General features: G+C 36.7%; 19 protein-coding genes and 1 CRISPR repeat array. Of the genes, 9 read left to right on the top strand and 10 right to left on the bottom strand.

What is annotated here, in order from left to right; translation table 11 throughout:
• Nucleotides 1-30 precede the first annotated feature (30 nt).
• A CRISPR array of direct repeats spans nucleotides 31-426; the repeat unit is 29 nt; unit sequence CGGTTTATCCCTGTGTATACAGGGAACAC.
• Nucleotides 427-702: 276 nt separating this feature from the next.
• From J3U35_RS07095 to nlpD, 6 genes are all read right to left on the bottom strand, one after another.
• Nucleotides 703-1,137, bottom strand: coding sequence for a hypothetical protein (locus J3U35_RS07095; RefSeq protein ID WP_267360460.1), 435 nt, complete (start codon nucleotides 1,135-1,137; stop codon nucleotides 703-705).
• Nucleotides 1,138-1,159: 22 nt separating this feature from the next.
• Nucleotides 1,160-1,753 carry a UbiX family flavin prenyltransferase gene (locus tag J3U35_RS07100; RefSeq protein WP_267360462.1) on the bottom strand — a complete coding sequence of 198 codons (594 nt, stop codon included), beginning with the start codon at nucleotides 1,751-1,753 and terminating at the stop codon, nucleotides 1,160-1,162.
• A 433-nt stretch (nucleotides 1,754-2,186) separates the two neighbouring features.
• Nucleotides 2,187-3,395: an aldose 1-epimerase family protein gene (locus J3U35_RS07105; protein ID WP_267352583.1), complete on the bottom strand. Its 1,209-nt coding sequence runs from the start codon at nucleotides 3,393-3,395 to the stop codon at nucleotides 2,187-2,189.
• Nucleotides 3,396-3,573: 178 nt separating this feature from the next.
• The gene (locus J3U35_RS07110; protein ID WP_065559418.1) at nucleotides 3,574-4,152 is read right to left on the bottom strand and encodes a thymidine kinase; all 579 of its coding nucleotides are present in this window, start codon (nucleotides 4,150-4,152) and stop codon (nucleotides 3,574-3,576) included.
• Between the two features lie 100 nt (nucleotides 4,153-4,252).
• Entirely contained in the window at nucleotides 4,253-5,005 is a 753-nt protein-coding gene (gpmA, locus tag J3U35_RS07115) for a 2,3-diphosphoglycerate-dependent phosphoglycerate mutase (RefSeq protein WP_065559417.1), read from the bottom strand.
• 117 nt (nucleotides 5,006-5,122) lie between these two features.
• Nucleotides 5,123-6,154 (bottom strand): murein hydrolase activator NlpD, encoded by a 1,032-nt coding sequence (nlpD, locus tag J3U35_RS07120; RefSeq protein WP_411590246.1) that lies wholly within the window; start codon nucleotides 6,152-6,154, stop codon nucleotides 5,123-5,125.
• A gap of 397 nt (nucleotides 6,155-6,551) precedes the next feature.
• On the opposite strand from nlpD, the gene rsmI reads away from it, so the two are divergent.
• The 3 genes from rsmI (at nucleotide 6,552) to moeA (ending at nucleotide 10,088) form a co-directional block, all read left to right on the top strand.
• Nucleotides 6,552-7,376: a 16S rRNA (cytidine(1402)-2'-O)-methyltransferase gene (rsmI, locus tag J3U35_RS07125; protein WP_267360466.1), complete on the top strand. Its 825-nt coding sequence runs from the start codon at nucleotides 6,552-6,554 to the stop codon at nucleotides 7,374-7,376.
• Nucleotides 7,377-7,570: 194 nt separating this feature from the next.
• Complete coding sequence (gene ychF / locus J3U35_RS07130; protein ID WP_267360468.1) at nucleotides 7,571-8,662, top strand: redox-regulated ATPase YchF; 1,092 nt, start codon at nucleotides 7,571-7,573, stop codon at nucleotides 8,660-8,662.
• Nucleotides 8,663-8,861: 199 nt separating this feature from the next.
• On the top strand, nucleotides 8,862-10,088 hold the full coding sequence (gene moeA, locus J3U35_RS07135; RefSeq protein WP_267360469.1) for a molybdopterin molybdotransferase MoeA: 1,227 nt from the start codon (nucleotides 8,862-8,864) through the stop codon (nucleotides 10,086-10,088).
• On the opposite strand, the gene J3U35_RS07140 is transcribed toward moeA, so the two are convergent.
• Genes J3U35_RS07140 through folB form a run of 4 tightly spaced genes read right to left on the bottom strand, consistent with a single transcriptional unit; the run spans nucleotide 10,080 to nucleotide 12,156 of the window.
• The gene (locus J3U35_RS07140) at nucleotides 10,080-10,508 is read right to left on the bottom strand and encodes an EamA family transporter (protein ID WP_267360471.1); all 429 of its coding nucleotides are present in this window, start codon (nucleotides 10,506-10,508) and stop codon (nucleotides 10,080-10,082) included. The genes moeA and J3U35_RS07140 overlap by 9 nt on opposite strands.
• A 2-nt stretch (nucleotides 10,509-10,510) precedes the next feature.
• Nucleotides 10,511-10,717 carry a hypothetical protein gene (locus J3U35_RS07145; RefSeq protein WP_267352578.1) on the bottom strand — a complete coding sequence of 69 codons (207 nt, stop codon included), beginning with the start codon at nucleotides 10,715-10,717 and terminating at the stop codon, nucleotides 10,511-10,513.
• A gap of 57 nt (nucleotides 10,718-10,774) precedes the next feature.
• Nucleotides 10,775-11,773 (bottom strand): MBL fold metallo-hydrolase, encoded by a 999-nt coding sequence (locus J3U35_RS07150; protein WP_267360473.1) that lies wholly within the window; start codon nucleotides 11,771-11,773, stop codon nucleotides 10,775-10,777.
• A 14-nt stretch (nucleotides 11,774-11,787) separates the two neighbouring features.
• Nucleotides 11,788-12,156: a dihydroneopterin aldolase gene (folB, locus tag J3U35_RS07155; protein ID WP_267352576.1), complete on the bottom strand. Its 369-nt coding sequence runs from the start codon at nucleotides 12,154-12,156 to the stop codon at nucleotides 11,788-11,790.
• Nucleotides 12,157-12,268: 112 nt separating this feature from the next.
• On the opposite strand from folB, the gene rsmE reads away from it, so the two are divergent.
• From rsmE to purM, 6 genes are all read left to right on the top strand, one after another.
• Entirely contained in the window at nucleotides 12,269-12,994 is a 726-nt protein-coding gene (gene rsmE / locus J3U35_RS07160; protein WP_267360475.1) for a 16S rRNA (uracil(1498)-N(3))-methyltransferase, read from the top strand.
• Nucleotides 12,995-13,138: 144 nt separating this feature from the next.
• Entirely contained in the window at nucleotides 13,139-14,095 is a 957-nt protein-coding gene (gene gshB / locus J3U35_RS07165; protein ID WP_267360477.1) for a glutathione synthase, read from the top strand.
• 2 nt (nucleotides 14,096-14,097) lie between these two features.
• Nucleotides 14,098-14,550, top strand: a complete 453-nt coding sequence (locus tag J3U35_RS07170) for a GNAT family N-acetyltransferase (RefSeq protein ID WP_267352573.1) — start codon at nucleotides 14,098-14,100, stop codon at nucleotides 14,548-14,550.
• Between the two features lie 21 nt (nucleotides 14,551-14,571).
• The gene (locus J3U35_RS07175; protein WP_267360479.1) at nucleotides 14,572-15,129 is read left to right on the top strand and encodes a YqgE/AlgH family protein; all 558 of its coding nucleotides are present in this window, start codon (nucleotides 14,572-14,574) and stop codon (nucleotides 15,127-15,129) included.
• Between the two features lie 3 nt (nucleotides 15,130-15,132).
• A complete protein-coding gene (gene ruvX / locus J3U35_RS07180) occupies nucleotides 15,133-15,543 on the top strand; it encodes a Holliday junction resolvase RuvX (RefSeq protein ID WP_267352571.1) in 411 nt (136 codons plus the stop codon).
• A gap of 99 nt (nucleotides 15,544-15,642) precedes the next feature.
• A complete protein-coding gene (gene purM, locus J3U35_RS07185; RefSeq protein WP_267360481.1) occupies nucleotides 15,643-16,680 on the top strand; it encodes a phosphoribosylformylglycinamidine cyclo-ligase in 1,038 nt (345 codons plus the stop codon).
• Nucleotides 16,681-16,794: the final 114 nt, after the last annotated feature.

The following is a 16,794-nucleotide window of genomic DNA, read 5'->3' on the forward strand; positions in this document are numbered from 1 at the left end:
CTGAGCCTCGCTTAGATTTTCTTTTAGCCACGGTTTATCCCTGTGTATACAGGGAACACATTTATGGGTTGCGGTTAGAAGCATTTCAATGCGGTTTATCCCTGTGTATACAGGGAACACGTTAGCGATGTAATATTGTTTTATTAATATGCCCGGTTTATCCCTGTGTATACAGGGAACACGTCTATATGTTTACTTGGCATTTTGTGACCTCCGGTTTATCCCTGTGTATACAGGGAACACCACATACCGGCAGCGGCAACACTCAAACCAAGCGGTTTATCCCTGTGTATACAGGGAACACTTTTTTTGGTGTCATAAGCTTAGGACGTCCGCCGGTTTATCCCTGTGTATACAGGGAACACATCCGATGTTTTATCGGGTGTCGTTAGTGGTTCGGTTTATCCCTGTGTATACAGGGAACACTCTAATTATAACCTATTGTTTATTAATTAAAATAGGAGGGTGTAAAATTCTACCAACTTTTTTGCTGCTTTTTTGAGCGATTGATATTTTGATAGAGTTTGACAAAATTTATAATATTATCAATTTATTAAGCAATATTAGTAAAGAAATTTGTGCAATATTTATACTTGCCATTCGCTTATGTACCGACGCTATTTTGGATCATTGCATAACAGATCGTTATGTTAATTAGCTCTATTGGACTAAGCAGATTTTACTAAAAAACTCACTCATTATTTATTCCTCTGCCTTATCCCAATGGGTTTTATGTGCAAATCCCATTAAATTATTGGTCATTTTAATTCGTTGTAATTTAAGTGACCAAATTGGCGCTTTAATCATTCTGGCAAAAGGGAATTTTCGATAATAGTGTGAGTAAGCTTGGGTGGCATCGTGACCCTCTAATCGCGATGCGATGGCTTGAAATTGAATACCTTGGATTTTTGCAACGGTCTTTGGTGCTATGCTTATTGTACCTGCCACGTGTGAATGGGTTAACATCGCATTACCATGAATTGTTTTCACGTCAGAAAGGATATAAAGACACATGGAATCTTCATTAAAAACATAAAAAGCATTACACGCCCAAAGTTGATGATCAGGCAGAATCATACTGAGTGATAACACATGGTGTTTATTAATAAATTCAAGGATTTTTTTATTGGGCTGCATATTCAATGAAAGTTAAACTCGATTAAGATGGTGTATTGTTTAAATGCATATCTTCACCCCAACGAGGTAATGCAGGAATATCGATATCAAACAGGTCTAACGCTCTGGCTACACTATGGGTTATCATATCATCAATACTATCAATACGTTGATACAGTGCCGGCACAGGTGGAAATATCACCCCACCCATTAAAGTGACAGCCTCCATATTTTTAATATGTCCTAAATGTAAAGGTGCTTCACGTACCATTAAAACTAAACGGCGACGTTCTTTTAAAACTACATCGGCAGCCCGAGTTAGCAAATTATCCGATAAACTGTTAGCAATTGCAGACAAACTACGCATTGAGCACGGTGCAACTAACATGCCCATTGTTTTATAAGAACCACTTGCTATAGCTGCCCCGATATTATTAATAGAATAAACCTTGTCGGCAAGCGCCTCTATCTGTTTGATGCTCATATTGGGAGCTTCGTAAGAACAGGTCATGTGGGCAGCTTTAGAGATTACCAAATGAGTTTCAATATCCAATGGTTTTAAAAGCGTTAACGCTTTTATGCCATAAGCAAACCCGGTTGCGCCACTGATTCCTATAATGATACGCTTTGCTGTCATGTTAATTCCTATAGTATTTTGAATACAAACAACATCGGTTGACATTGATATGTTCAAAATAAGATGATTCCAATTTTTTCATTCGATAAACTGAGATGTTATGCATGAGTAAATCTTATCACTTATCATTGGTAGCTTATTGAACAAAAAAGCTATCAAGTTAAAAAGATTGATTATGATTAATTCATCACAACACATCATACCTATATCGAATTTAGCTTTCAAGTAAGGGAAAGCTTATATAAAAATTGAGAACAAAAAAGAATAAATATATTTAATAAAATTAATCGTTTTAATAAAACGATAATACATTAAGTTTAAGGATTTGGATATTAGCGACATAAATACAACATTATAGATGAAATGTGATGAATTAAGATAAAATGCGCTAACTACGCCTAATTTAATAGGTTTAGGCGTAGTATACTTTCAGTTATTCCTTAGCCATTGGCTGTTCAACCACTTTGGTTTCTTGATTACCTTGAATTGCTTGGATTTGTTGAGCATATTTGGCGACAGCATCTTTACCGGATAACAGACTATAAGTTAAGGTAAATTCGGTACTTTGTCCCGGCTCTAACTGGCGTACCCGTTTTTGTTCACGTTCAATAGTCACAGGATAGGCAAAACTGGTTCCCGGTTCTAAACCAGTAACATAACCTTGCTTAAGTGTATCGGTATTTTTCCACAAAGAAAGAACAGGAAGTTCTTTGGTATTAAAAGCAATACCCGTGCCTTTATCCCCTGCTTTATTCGTTAACATAACTTGCGTTTTACCATTAGCATCGGCATACGGATAAACGTTAAATACCATTTCGTCAAAACCTTTGGTTGGCCCTAGATAAGTTTGCCATGTTTTTAACCCATCTTTAGCATAATCGTTAAATGGCGAGATTTCTCGGACTGGTGCAACAAATTGAGCACCCTCTTCCAAAATTGGCGTACCGTAATTGCTATGATAAATGATTTGGAAATCTTTCGTGTAATCACCTTTATTGGTCACAACATCATGTACCGTAAACTCTTTACTACCTGGTACGTAACTTATTGATGCCCACGTTTCAAGATTGCTCTTTTTGAATGTGTTTTCTTTTATTAAACCTTTAACTGTGATTGTGTAAGGTGCTTTATCTAAAACTTCGACGACTAATTTTGAAACCGGCGTGTTTTGAGCTCGCCCATGCAATGTATACATCATTCCGTCTGCTTGCACTGCATGACCTGTCCATTCAAAACCACAACGCACCATCATTTCGTTAAAACCATCCAACCAACCCAGCCCTGCACGGCTTTCAAGATTTATAAATTTGGGGTGAACAATTTCGTCAACTGGTGAATCCCACCCCATTCGAATACCGTCACCAACAACTGAAATAATTCCCAGTCCACGAGTCGGACTTAATTTTATGGTAAAATCATTACTGTTGATTGTTAATAACTCGCTTCCTTCTTGTTTTCCACCTTTAAGGACAGTATTTGCAATAAAAAATTTTTCGGCGTTTATCCCTAAATCTTTATTGGAGATAGACCAATTTCCTTTTGCTACATCTTTCTCGGTATCAATTAGCACAAATTCTTTAGCATTAGCCGTCATGGTTGTAAAACATGCTAATACTGCAAGTGAAATGATTTTAACTTTCATGTTAATTCCTCATAATTTATTAAAACAACTAAACTGAATCGCTTCAGTCAATATGGCATAAAACGAGATAAATCAACAAAAAGAAAATATCAAAAATGAGAGATTATTCACACTTTTTAAACAGAAAAAATATCAATAATCTTATGAGTTATAATGAAATGATTTTATTTAACCACAATTAACGATTGGGTCTAACCTGTCCTGCTTTCCAATGTTTACGGCAAACAGAATGAAACTCGCTATCACCTAAATGTATAGAGTTACCAAACTTAACAATCTTACCATCTTTACCTTCTAGCAAATTCATCGTTGCTTTTTTTCCACACCAACAAACGGTTTTAAGCTCTCTAAAATTATCTGCGATTTCAAGTAAGGTTTTTGAGCCTTCAAAAAGATGTCCCATATAATCTGTTTTTAATCCAAAAAACATCATTGGTACTCCATACTCATCACAAACATCAGATAATTTCCAGATTGTATTTCGGGATAAAAACTGACTTTCGTCGATCAGTATACAGGCATAATCATTTTGTTTAATTAATTCAATTATCTCATCAACACTATTATCATCAAGTTGTAGCGCTTTTTTGCGTAATCCTAAACGTGATACAATTTCTACAGCAGAATCACGCGTATCGACAGACGATTTAAGTAGCAATGTTTGCATATTATTACTTAAATAATTATGGTCGATTTGTAATAATTCAGTTGATTTACCCGCATTCATGACGGCATAAATATAATAAATTTTCGACAAAATAAGGCCTCAAAATAAATTAATAAAGAAACAGAATAATTTAGAAAATAAAAAAGGTAAGTTATCAAACCTACCTTTTATCATTATAATGAAATAAAAACTATTTTGCTTTGCCTTGATTTGCAACAGCTGCTTGTTTGGCGGCAATTTCATCAGCATTACCTAAATAGTAATGTTTGATCACTTTCATATTGTCATCAAATTCATATACTAAAGGCACACCCGTTGGAATGTTAAGATCAATAATATCATCATCACTGATATTATCTAAATGTTTAACTAAAGCACGTAAAGAGTTACCATGAGCAGCAATAATAACACGCTCGCCTCTTGCTACACGTGGTGCAATCGTTGATTCCCAGTAAGGCAGAACACGTTTGATTGTTAATGCTAAGCTTTCTGTTAATGGTAATTCTGATTCAGGCAATTTGCTGTAACGTGAATCATGTCCCGGAAAACGCTCATCTGATTTTTCTAATGCAGGTGGGGTAATAGCAAAACCACGACGCCACAATTTTACTTGCTCATCACCATATTTTGCAGCAGTTTCCGCTTTATTTAAACCTTGAAGTGCACCATAGTGACGCTCATTTAATTTCCAACTTTTTTCAACAGGTAACCATGCTTGATCCACTTCATCTAAAACATGCCATAATGTGTGAATAGCACGTTTTAACACTGAGGTATACGCATAATCAAATTCGAAACCTTCTTTTTTAAGTAATTGACCTGCTTCTGCTGCTTCTTTATTACCTTTATCAGATAAATCAACATCAGTCCAACCACAAAAACGGTTTTCTTGATTCCAAACACTTTCTCCATGTCGAATAAGAACTAATTTTTTTACTGCCATGAATATAACTCCTTTGTTACGTAAAATAAATTTGATGTATCTTGTTATCAACAGGAATACATGATTTTAATCATGTATTCCTGTTGTATTTCAATAAACGTTTTTAAACTATACACATTATTTTGGTAAATATTTTGCAGGATCAACGGATTGCGCTTTATAACGAATCTCAAAATGTAGTCTAACTGATGAAGTTCCTGTTGCTCCCATTGTTGCAATTTGCTCACCGGCTCGAACTGTTTGTTGTTCCTTAACTAAGATTGATTGATTATGCGCATAAGCTGTCAAATAATCATCATTATGTTTAACAATAATTAAATTACCGTATCCCGGTAACGCATTACCAGAATAAACCACTCGACCATCAGCCGCAGCGACAACTTTATCACCTAACGATCCAGAAATATCAATCCCTTTACTTGCGTTAGAAAACTTTTCAATAATCTTACCATTAGCTGGCCATTGCCAAGAAATATTAGCAACCGTGGCTGTTGCGCCTCCTAAATTGGAACGACTTTGATCCGATGAATTAGAACTACTTGGAACAGATGTAATAGTATTACTTTGAACAGATTGAATAGTACTGCCTTGATCAGATGAACGGCTTGATGAAGTACCATTTGAATTATCTTTGATCGTCACAACTTTTTGGGTAACGTTATTTTTAGTTTCAACAACCGTTGTTCCAAAACTGACATCCAAAACTTGACCTACATTAACGGCAAAAGGTTCTTTAATATTATTTTTTGCGGCTAATGATCGATAATCATTACCCGTTACCCAAGCAATATAAAATAAGGTATCTCCACGTTTGACAGTATAAGTATCCCCCTTATAGCCACCTTTAGGAATATCATCATAATTACGATTATACACAATACGTTCATTCGTTGTTGCAACGCTTTGACCAGACGAGCTGGAAGATTGCACAGTTGAACTAGAGCTTGATGACGATTTAGGATAAGTAGAGTTCGATATTCGGTTACCCGTCGAAATATTTGTCGGTGGTCTGCTATAAACAGACGGATTTGAACTCCCGGAAGAATCTGAAATATCTACAATTGTAGCAGGGTTTGTTTGAGTACACGCAGCAATCAGCAAACTTAAACTACTTAATGTGAGAATTTTTTTCACTTTAATACCTTTCATTCGTTAATCTTATTTTGGTAGAAATTGCCCATGATTATACATTTTAACGTTTTTACCGTAAAAAGCTATTATCTTTAAAATATTCATGCTAATTTGATCATGGTCGAAGAATGATGATGAGTACTTAATTAAAGACAAACTCACGCCATAAATCCAATAAGCTGTATAAAAATGAAAGCCCTTTCTGACAAGAAATTTAACACCACTATACCATTAGTGAATCAACAAGCAAACTTGCTTATCAACTAAGATTAAATATTCAAAATGCAATTTTACAATGGGTATAAAATGATAAAAACTGAAATTGTTTTGAACGCAATGAGTATATACAATAAAATAGGTTTTCGTATAGTATATTTGTGGTATTTTTTTCAAAATTAAAATGTGACCAAATCTAATGACTTTATATATTGTAGCCACCCCAATTGGAAACTTAAATGATATCACGCTTCGCGCAATTGAGATCCTTAAAAAGGTTGATATAGTTGCTGCCGAAGACACTCGCCACAGTGGATTACTGTTGCAACATTTGGGAATCAAAGCCAAACTTTTTGCACTGCACGATCATAACGAGCAAGAAAAATCTCAGCTATTAATCGAAAAGCTCAAGTCTGGCGTATCGATAGCATTAATATCTGATGCTGGAACCCCCTTAATAAATGATCCAGGCTATCATTTAGTGAAAGCTTGCCGTGAAAATGAGATTAACGTTGTTCCTATTCCTGGCGCTTGCGCAGCGATTGCAGCCTTATCGGTTGCAGGACTACCGTCAGATAAATTCAGCTATGAAGGTTTTTTACCCGCTAAAAGTAAAGCTCGTGTGGACTACTTAATGACACTGGTGAATGAAACACGAACGATGATATTTTATGAATCAACACATCGTTTACTTGATACCTTACATGATATGCAAACTGTATTTGGCGCAGACAAACAAATCGTATTAGCCAAAGAGCTAACAAAAACATGGGAAACGATTGTTAGCTATCCGGTGACTCAATTAATTAATTGGCTAAATGAAGATATTGCCCGTCAAAAAGGGGAGTTTGTTTTAATTGTTGAAGGTCATACTAAAACTGACACGGATATCGATCCCAATGTCATTCACACATTAAAGTTATTAACCAAAGAACTTCCATTAAAAAAAGCGGCTGCAATCACCGCCGAAATATACGGACTTAAAAAGAACCAACTTTATCAAATTGGATTGAGTTTGGAATAATGAAAGCATCAATCAACTAACAATTAATAGCTATTGAGCTAAAACAAACTTACTAGCTAAATAGTAAGAAAGCGTTAACCTCGAATAAAATTAGACAGTAAAACATCGATAAGAACATTGGCACAAATAGTGCGAATTAGTATATAATTAGCCACTATTTTTAAGTAATTTAATGATAAAAGGTAACAAACAGTATGGGATTCAAATGTGGGATCGTCGGACTACCAAATGTTGGTAAGTCAACACTTTTTAACGCACTAACTAAAGCAGGCATTGAGGCGGCTAACTTTCCGTTTTGTACAATCGAGCCAAACACTGGTGTAGTGCCAATGCCCGATCCTCGTCTCGATCAGCTTGCTGAAATTGTCAAACCACAACGCACTTTACCAACCACAATGGAATTTGTGGATATTGCTGGATTAGTGAAAGGTGCATCAAAAGGTGAAGGGCTTGGAAACCAGTTTTTAGCCAATATCCGTGAAACCGAAGCAATTGGTCATGTCGTACGATGCTTTGAAAATGAAAACATCATTCACGTAGCAGGTAAAATTGACCCTGCCGAAGATATTGAAATTATTAACACCGAGCTAGCGTTAGCTGACCTTGAAGCTTGTGAACGTGCTATGACTCGAATACAAAAACGAGCAAAAGGCGGTGACAAGGATGCAAAGTTTGAACTTGAAATTCTAGAAAAATGTCTACCCCACTTAGAACAAGGTAAAAAATTATTACTATTGGATTTAAGCAAAGAAGAGCTAAACGCAATAAAGTATCTTAGCTTCTTAACCTTAAAACCAACTATGTATATTGCTAATGTCAACGAAGACGGTTTTGAAAATAACCCTTATTTAGATAAAGTTAAAGCCATTGCAGAAGCAGAAAAAGCGGTTGTTGTTCCTGTCTGTGCTGCCATTGAAGCGGAACTTTCTGAACTTGATGATGCCGACCGAGATGAATTTATGCAAGACCTAGGATTAACTGAACCGGGATTAAATCGTGTCATACGTGCAGGTTATAAATTGCTTAATTTACAAACCTATTTTACCGCAGGCGTGAAAGAAGTACGAGCATGGACAATCTCCGTTGGTGATACCGCACCGCAAGCGGCTGGAAAAATCCACACTGATTTTGAAAAAGGCTTTATCCGAGCGCAGACTATCGCATTTGATGACTTTATCAAATACGGGGGTGAACAAGGGGCAAAAGAAGCAGGTAAAATGCGTTCTGAAGGTAAAGACTACATCGTACAAGACGGCGACATTATGAACTTTTTATTTAATGTCTAATATTCACGTATGATGAAATACATTAACGTCACCACAAGGTGGCGTTAACGTTTAACGATAAAAAACACGATAACCAAAGCCTAAATCATTAAACAATAATCAAAACACATCGAGTCGATCCATTGAAACGCAAATCACCATGTTAATAAACATTAACACTATCGATAAAATGGATGCATCAACTAGGTAAGGAAAAACTATGTTACTGACTTTCGACCAAGCAAAACAAAAAATATTGCAAGCTTGCACCACCGTAAAATCACTTGAACACGAAACAGTATCATTAAATGATGCACTCGACCGAATTACCGCTGTACCCATTATATCCCCTATTAACGTCCCTCGTTTTGATAATTCGGCAATGGATGGTTATGCTGTCAGATTAGCTGATATTGAAACATCGAGAACCTTACCGGTTTATAAGACTGTTTATGCAGGTGATGATATCGGTGATCTTAACTGGGCAATTGGCAGTTGTTTACGAATTATGACAGGTGCGCCTGTTCCTAATGATGCTGATGCGGTTGTTATGCAAGAACATACACAAGTAAAAGGTCAACACATTACTTTTCTTAAAGATATTAAAGCTGGGGATAATATTCGCCGAATCGGTGAAGATATCAAAAAAGATGCAGTCACTGTTGCTAAAGGTCAACGCTTATCAATTCCTACTTTATCGACATTAGCAACGCTTGGCATTCATCAAGTTTGCGTGTATAAAACATTAAACGTTGCTATCTTTTCAACCGGCAACGAACTAACGCCAATTGGTCAACCGTTAACCGACAATGGTGCTATTTATGACAGTAATGGTTTCACATTAAAACAGCTATTAACAAAACTGAATTGCCAAGTGATCGACCTTGGTATTATCCCTGATGATCCCAACCAAATTAAACAAGCTTTAATGACAGCCTCAACCCAAGCTGATTTAATCATTACCAGTGGTGGGGTATCGGTAGGCGATGCTGACTACACCAAAACGGCTTTAAAAGAGTTAGGACAAATTAATTTTTGGAAGATAGCGATGAAACCCGGTAAACCATTTGCCTTTGGACAAATTGGCAAAGCGCTATTTTGTGGTTTACCCGGTAATCCTGTTTCAACAGTAGTGACATTTTATCAACTCGTTCAACCTTTAATTTCAGCGCTTGCAGGACAACAAACGCTATCAGCGGATTTAACTTTTCAAGTTAAAACAGTAACCGATCTTAAAAAAAGTGTTGGGCGCATAGATTTTCAACGTGGTAGAGTGGAACCAAATGACCAAGGCGAGTTAGAAGTTAAATCAACGGGTCAACAAGGTTCACATATTACCCAATCGTTCAATAAAGCTAACTGTTTTATAATATTAGAACAAGAACGCGGAAACGTCAGTAAAGGAGAATATGTCACCGTTACGCTGTTTAATGACTTATTAAAATAGTGCCACTAAAATGGCTCCAGCGGCAATCATCACAACCCCTACGCCTGACAAAAATGAAATTTTTTCACCAAATAAAACCGCGGCAAATACCACTGCAAACACCACGCTCAGCTTATCAATAGGGGCAACTTGCGACACTTTACCGTCTTTGACTGCCATAAAATAAAACAGCCATGACAACGCACCGGCAATACCACTTAATGCAATAATCAGTAATGCTTTTTTATCATTAAAAAACGTATTAATTAAGTTTAATTTACCCTGAACTGCCACCACGCCAACCAAAAATATCGCCATAACAATAGCTCGAATTGCGGTTGCCGTATTTGCATCAAGATGCTGTAAACCAATTTTGCCTAAAATTGCCACGAAAGCCGCAGAAATGGCAGACAACAAGGCATAAATAAGCCAAGCACTCATCTTTAATTCCTGTCTATTTGAATCATATATTGCTGGTTATTTGAATTTTTTTGGCATTGTTGTGAATTGCTCATCACACCATCACAACCTTCTAACACACCGTGCGCTTTTGACCAACGATATTGTTTACCGTGATCATTCTTACCACCACAAGCAATTAAGCTTAAACTCAGTATCACACAAGACAATGTAATCAGTACTGTTTTCATGGTTTTCTCCGATGTTAATGTAGAAATGATTACTTAAGCTATATAGATTAATAACTGTTATTCTATTTTAGAATCTGTTTGATGAATAGATAGACTACCACCTATTTTTAACAAATGAAAGGCTCGAGCTTCACGGTATTGAGATAACAAAGTTGGCGGTTCATCTAAAGGTTCATCGGCTAACTCAAACGCTCCCCAATGTATTGCCATTGCAGCATGGCAATGTAACTCATCATAAAGTTGTACTGCTTGCTCAGGATCGATATGTTGTGACTGCATAAACCAACGAGGCGCATAAGCACCAATTGGAATAAGTGCCAAATCAATATGTGTAAAATATTCACCAATATGCTTTAAAACTGATGAATAAGCGGTATCGCCCATAAAATAGAGTGTTTTTGTTTGATTAGCATTAGCCACATTTGATTGAATCACCCAACCACACCACAATACCTTATTCACATCAAATAAACCACGTTTACTCCAATGTTTGGCAGGTGTTGCAGTAAAAGTAAGATTATCGATATCCGCCGATCCCCACCAATCCAGCTCAATAACCGTCTTAGCCCCCCACTTATGAAGTTTAGTTTTTAAACCTAATGGCACTAAAATAACAACATTTGCAAAACGACTCACTAATTGTCGAATGCTATGATAATCAAGATGATCATAATGATTATGTGAAATCACAATAAAATCAATGTTAGGAAGTTCTTCAATACTTAGTGCGGGTGGTGTACGGCGTCTAGGGCCTAAAAACTGAAAAGGTGAAGCACGATCAGAAAAAACAGGATCGGTTAAAATCATTTTACCGTTAAGACGAATCAACGTAGTTGAATGCCCTATCCACCAAATTCTATCATCGTCTAACGTCATATCAATCGATTGACACCATTGATGATTAAAACCAAGATAACCTGCTTGTGGGGGCAAAACATTCCGATTAAAATACCAACGACAAGTATCACTTAAAGTAAGCTTAAACGGCTCCTGATTTTTAAATTTTTTACCGTTATGGTGAGATTGATCAACGATATTTTTCTGTTCATAACTCATTAAAACGACCCTTATTAATTTGCATATCGCTCAATTAACACAGCGACATTACTAGCATTAGCAATAGCATCGGGTTTAGAGACTTTAATTTTAATATGACCAACTGAAAACTTTTGCATAACATGCTCAGCAACCTGTTCAGCAACGGTTTCAATTAGTTCAAATTGCTGACTTTCAACAAACAGAGTAACAGACTGACTAACCAAAAAATAGTCTAAACAGAGCGAAACATCGTCATTTTTGCCTGCCGGTTGATTATTCCAAGCCATCTCTAAATCCAAGATAAGCTTTTGCTTAATGTTTTTTTCCCAACTATAGACCCCAATGGTTGTAAAAATAGTTAAACCTTCAATCAGAACACGATCATGATTATTTATGCGCATATTTCACCCTAAAAACAGATTAAGTTTATCTACTTTAAACAGAAGATTACCGAATCTCAACAAATTACGCTATAATTTATTTTAAATTGTAATGAAATTAACCATAGCACTTATGACCCGTATATATCAACCTGTTTCGATTATTGAAAATAGCATCATGACATTAGATGATAATGCATTTAATCACCTTATTCGGGTTTTACGAATGAAAACAGGTGAAAATATTATCCTTTTTGATGGTACTAATCACATCACACCAGCAACAATACATGAAATCAATAAAAAATCGGTAACCGTCAAAACGGCGACCACCCTATTAGACAACCGTGAATCCCCTTTAAAAATTCATCTTGGACAAGTCATATCACGCGGTGAAAAAATGGAGTTCACCATACAAAAATCTGTCGAATTAGGGGTAACCAGTATTACGCCCCTACTTTCTGAACGTTGTGGAGTAAAACTCGATGCAGAACGATTAGACAAAAAAGTGAATCAGTGGCAAAAAATTGTGATTTCAGCTTGTGAACAATGTGGTCGTAATATCATTCCGGTGATTCATCCCGTCATGAAACTAGAAAATTGGTGTGCCAACTTAAACAGCGGTTTACGATTAAACTTACACCCTAAAGCAACACATGGAGTAAAACACCTTCCTACCGGACAAACGGATATCAGTTTACTAATCGGGCCTGAAGGGGGATTATCTGATGACGAAATCAACATGACACATCAGTATCAATTTACCGATATTTTACTAGGGCCACGAGTACTACGCACCGAAACTGCAGCGCTTACAGCCTTAACAGCACTACAAGTTCAATTTGGTGATTTAGGATAATTAACTGTAAAAAATCATAATTCATCATGTTTACATTGCATCTTAATCTGTTACGAGTATGATAGTTGCCAAAGCTTTTGCATAGTGATAAAAACACTATCTGTCACAATTCATATTTTATTGAACAATACAAAAGGAGTTACCATGATTAAGCTTGGTATTGTTATGGATCCAATCAGTCATATCAAAATAAAAAAAGACACCAGTTTTGCAATGTTGCTTGAAGCACAAAAACGGGGTTATCAACTTTTTTACATGGAAATGAACGATCTGTTTTTACGTAATGGTCAACCTTATGCAACAACACGAAAGTTAACCGTTCATCACGATCTCAATCACTGGTTTGATATGGATGAAGAACAAACACTACCATTAAGTGATCTTGATGTCATACTAATGCGTAAAGATCCCCCTTTTGATACTGAATTTATCTATTCAACTTATATTTTAGAACGAGCAGAAGCAAATGGTGTACTTGTGGTAAATAAACCACAAAGCTTACGTGACTGTAACGAAAAACTATTTACAGCATGGTTTGCCCAATTTACGCCAGAAACCCTCGTGACTCGTCAAACTCAATTAATACGAGCATTTCATCAAGAACAACAAGATATCATCTTAAAACCACTTGACGGCATGGGCGGATCGTCAATTTTTAGAATAAAACAAGATGATCCCAATATATCCGTTATTATCGAAACCCTAACCGAAATGAACACCCGATATTGCATGGCTCAAGCATTTATTCCTGCAATTAAAGACGGCGACAAACGTGTTTTGGTTGTTGACGGTCAACCAGTGCCTTATTGTCTTGCTAGAATCCCTCAAAAAGGGGAAACTCGTGGAAATCTGGCAGCTGGGGGATATGGCGAAGTAAGACCACTCAGTGACAGTGATTGGCAAATAGCTAAAAGCGTAGCACCAACCTTAAAAGAAAAAGGACTATTGTTTGTTGGTTTAGATATTATTGGTGATAAATTAACTGAAATAAACGTCACCAGCCCGACATGTGTACGTGAAATTGAAGCGGCAAACCCAGACATATCTATTACAGGCATGTTAATGGATGCCATTGAAAAACGATTAAATAAAAAGAGCTAAACATGATTAGAGAATATAAAAAAACGGATCTCGATAAAATTATGCAACTATGGCTTGAAGGAAATATACAAGCCCATAATTTTATTGATCCTGAATTTTTCAAACAAAATTATGAATTTGTTAAAATGCTCATTCCAATGTCAACCATTTACGTGCAAGATCTTAATGGCGTAAAAGGATTTATTGGCTTAACCGAAAACTATATTTCTGGTTTATTTGTTGACGAAGAATTCCGCCGACAAGGGACAGGAAAAGCACTGGTTAATAAAGCGAAACAGCGTTACAACGAATTACTTGTTCATGTCTACAAACAAAATAGTACAGCTATTAATTTTTATCTTTCACAAAATTTTGAAATTGTTTCCGAATCCATCAATGAAGAAACCAATGAACCCGAATTATTGATGCGTTGCTTAGTTGAACACAACGTAAAAATCGGCAAGTGTGCAATTTAAATAAAACTAAAATGTGAGCATATGAATCTAAAAAATTATTTTATCATTGCAATGCCAAACGTATCCGAAACCTTGTTTAGCCGATCGGTGGTATATATTTGTGAACATAATCGAGATGGAGCAATGGGTATCATCATTAACAAACCTCTTGTTGAACTCAATGTTGCCACCGTATTGACTCGTCTTGAAATTATGGCACCAAAAAACTGTGCTGAACTAGAACACCCTGTATTTTGTGGTGGCCCTTTAGCGGATGAACAAGGATTTATTTTACATACTCCACAATCGGGCTTTTCATCGAGCATTCAAATATCTGATGACGTGATGATAACCACATCACTTGATGCATTAAAATCGATTGGGACACCTGAACAACCGAAAGATCTTTTTCTTGCATTAGGTTATTCAAGTTGGCAATCACTGCAACTTGAATCAGAAGTTGCCCGCAACGATTGGTTAGTGGCAGAAGCCGATCCCAATATTATTTTTAATGTTGCCATTGAAGAACGCTGGCAAAAAGCCGCCGAATCGCTAGGGATTAATATCAATCGCATATCACATCAAATGGGAAATGCATAAACAATGGCAACCATTATTGCATTTGATTTTGGAACCTCAAGTATTGGTGCGGCGATTGGGCAAGACATCACCAAAACAGCCAATCCACTTTGTTCGTTCAAAGCACGAGACGGCATTCCTAATTGGCAAACTATTGAAAAGGTACTTAAAGAGTGGAAACCTGATTACTTAGTGGTTGGGTTACCCCTTAACATGGACGGTAGCGAACAACCACTGACAGCCAGAGCACGAAAATTTGCTAACCGTTTACATGGCATGTTTGGTTATCAAGTCCATTTACAGGATGAACGATTATCGACGGTCGAAGCTAAATCGCACATTTTTGCGTCACGTGGTTACCGTGCACTTGAAAAAGGTCATATTGATGCTACTTCGGCAATTATTATTTTAGAAAGTTGGTTTGAAAACCATTAACTATTTTAACCTTTTATTTATTTTACAAATAATTCATCGCTAATCATTTACATACTTGCTAAAATAATCAGCAGTTTTTTTATTTAAGGACTGCTTCTCGTGTCAAATAAAACGCCTCTTAGCTATAAAGATGCCGGTGTCGATATCGACGCCGGTAATGCACTGGTTAATCGTATTAAATCAGTTGTCAAAGAAACCAAACGTCCTGAAGTCATGGGCGGATTAGGTGGATTTGGCGCACTATGCGCAATCCCACAAAAATATCACGAACCGATTCTAGTGTCGGGTACAGATGGTGTCGGGACTAAATTACGGTTAGCAATGGACTTACAACGCCATGACTCTATCGGCATTGATTTAGTTGCCATGTGTGTAAATGATCTTATTGTTCAAGGTGCTGAACCCCTATTCTTTCTTGATTATTATGCAACAGGAAAACTCAATGTTGACATTGCAGCAACGGTAGTGACAGGAATAGCACAAGGTTGTAAACAAGCTGGTTGTGCACTAGTCGGTGGCGAAACGGCCGAAATGCCAGGCATGTATCAGGATAACGATTACGATCTAGCTGGATTCTGTGTGGGTGTCGTTGAAAAATCAAAAATGATTGACGGCAGTCAAGTACAAGACGGTGATGCCATCATTGCGTTAGCATCCAGTGGGGCGCACTCTAATGGCTACTCATTAATTCGAAAAATTATTGAAGTCAGTGGGGTAAATCCGGCAACTGAACAATTAAATGGTATGCCACTTGCTGATCACCTGCTTGCACCGACCAAAATCTACGTCAAATCGATTCTTGATTTAATTGAACATGTCAATGTACATGCCATAGCGCACATTACAGGCGGTGGATTCTGGGAAAACATTCCACGAGTGCTACCCGACAATATGCAAGCAATCATTAACGAAAACAGTTGGCAATGGCCACAACTATTTAATTGGCTACAACAAGCAGGTCATGTCAGTCGACACGAAATGTACCGGACTTTTAACTGCGGTGTAGGTTTAATTATTGTCTTACCCCAACATTGTGTTAATGACGCCTTAACGTTACTCAATAATCATGGTGAAAAAGCGTGGTTAATGGGTGAAATAAAACAGTCAACATCGGATGAACAGGTAATAATAAAATGAATTAAACAATCATATTATTTAAAAAATTAAAGATAAATGAATAATATGATTGCATACAATGGAACTGGTTAAATGAAGTTAGTACGCTCGACATTATCGTTACTTTTATTAACA

The organism is Gilliamella sp. B2717, assembly GCF_026536675.1.
GTDB lineage: Bacteria > Pseudomonadota > Gammaproteobacteria > Enterobacterales > Orbaceae > Gilliamella > Gilliamella apicola_I.

Bases quoted from the DNA above. Each gene is read 5' to 3' on its own strand.
- folB (WP_267352576.1), bottom strand. From the start codon at position 12,156: ATGCGCATAAATAATCATGATCGTGTTCTGATTGAAGGTTTAACTATT.
- moeA (WP_267360469.1), top strand. From the start codon at position 8,862: ATGTTACTGACTTTCGACCAAGCAAAACAAAAAATATTGCAAGCTTGC.
- rsmI (WP_267360466.1), top strand. From the start codon at position 6,552: ATGACTTTATATATTGTAGCCACCCCAATTGGAAACTTAAATGATATC.
- J3U35_RS07095 (WP_267360460.1), bottom strand. From the start codon at position 1,137: ATGCAGCCCAATAAAAAAATCCTTGAATTTATTAATAAACACCATGTG.
- gshB (WP_267360477.1), top strand. From the start codon at position 13,139: ATGATTAAGCTTGGTATTGTTATGGATCCAATCAGTCATATCAAAATA.
- rsmE (WP_267360475.1), top strand. From the start codon at position 12,269: ATGACCCGTATATATCAACCTGTTTCGATTATTGAAAATAGCATCATG.
- J3U35_RS07170 (WP_267352573.1), top strand. From the start codon at position 14,098: ATGATTAGAGAATATAAAAAAACGGATCTCGATAAAATTATGCAACTA.
- J3U35_RS07175 (WP_267360479.1), top strand. From the start codon at position 14,572: ATGAATCTAAAAAATTATTTTATCATTGCAATGCCAAACGTATCCGAA.
- J3U35_RS07145 (WP_267352578.1), bottom strand. From the start codon at position 10,717: ATGAAAACAGTACTGATTACATTGTCTTGTGTGATACTGAGTTTAAGC.
- J3U35_RS07100 (WP_267360462.1), bottom strand. From the start codon at position 1,753: ATGACAGCAAAGCGTATCATTATAGGAATCAGTGGCGCAACCGGGTTT.
- J3U35_RS07105 (WP_267352583.1), bottom strand. From the start codon at position 3,395: ATGAAAGTTAAAATCATTTCACTTGCAGTATTAGCATGTTTTACAACC.
- J3U35_RS07140 (WP_267360471.1), bottom strand. From the start codon at position 10,508: ATGAGTGCTTGGCTTATTTATGCCTTGTTGTCTGCCATTTCTGCGGCT.
- nlpD (WP_411590246.1), bottom strand. From the start codon at position 6,154: ATGAAAGGTATTAAAGTGAAAAAAATTCTCACATTAAGTAGTTTAAGT.
- ychF (WP_267360468.1), top strand. From the start codon at position 7,571: ATGGGATTCAAATGTGGGATCGTCGGACTACCAAATGTTGGTAAGTCA.
- gpmA (WP_065559417.1), bottom strand. From the start codon at position 5,005: ATGGCAGTAAAAAAATTAGTTCTTATTCGACATGGAGAAAGTGTTTGG.
- ruvX (WP_267352571.1), top strand. From the start codon at position 15,133: ATGGCAACCATTATTGCATTTGATTTTGGAACCTCAAGTATTGGTGCG.
- J3U35_RS07150 (WP_267360473.1), bottom strand. From the start codon at position 11,773: ATGAGTTATGAACAGAAAAATATCGTTGATCAATCTCACCATAACGGT.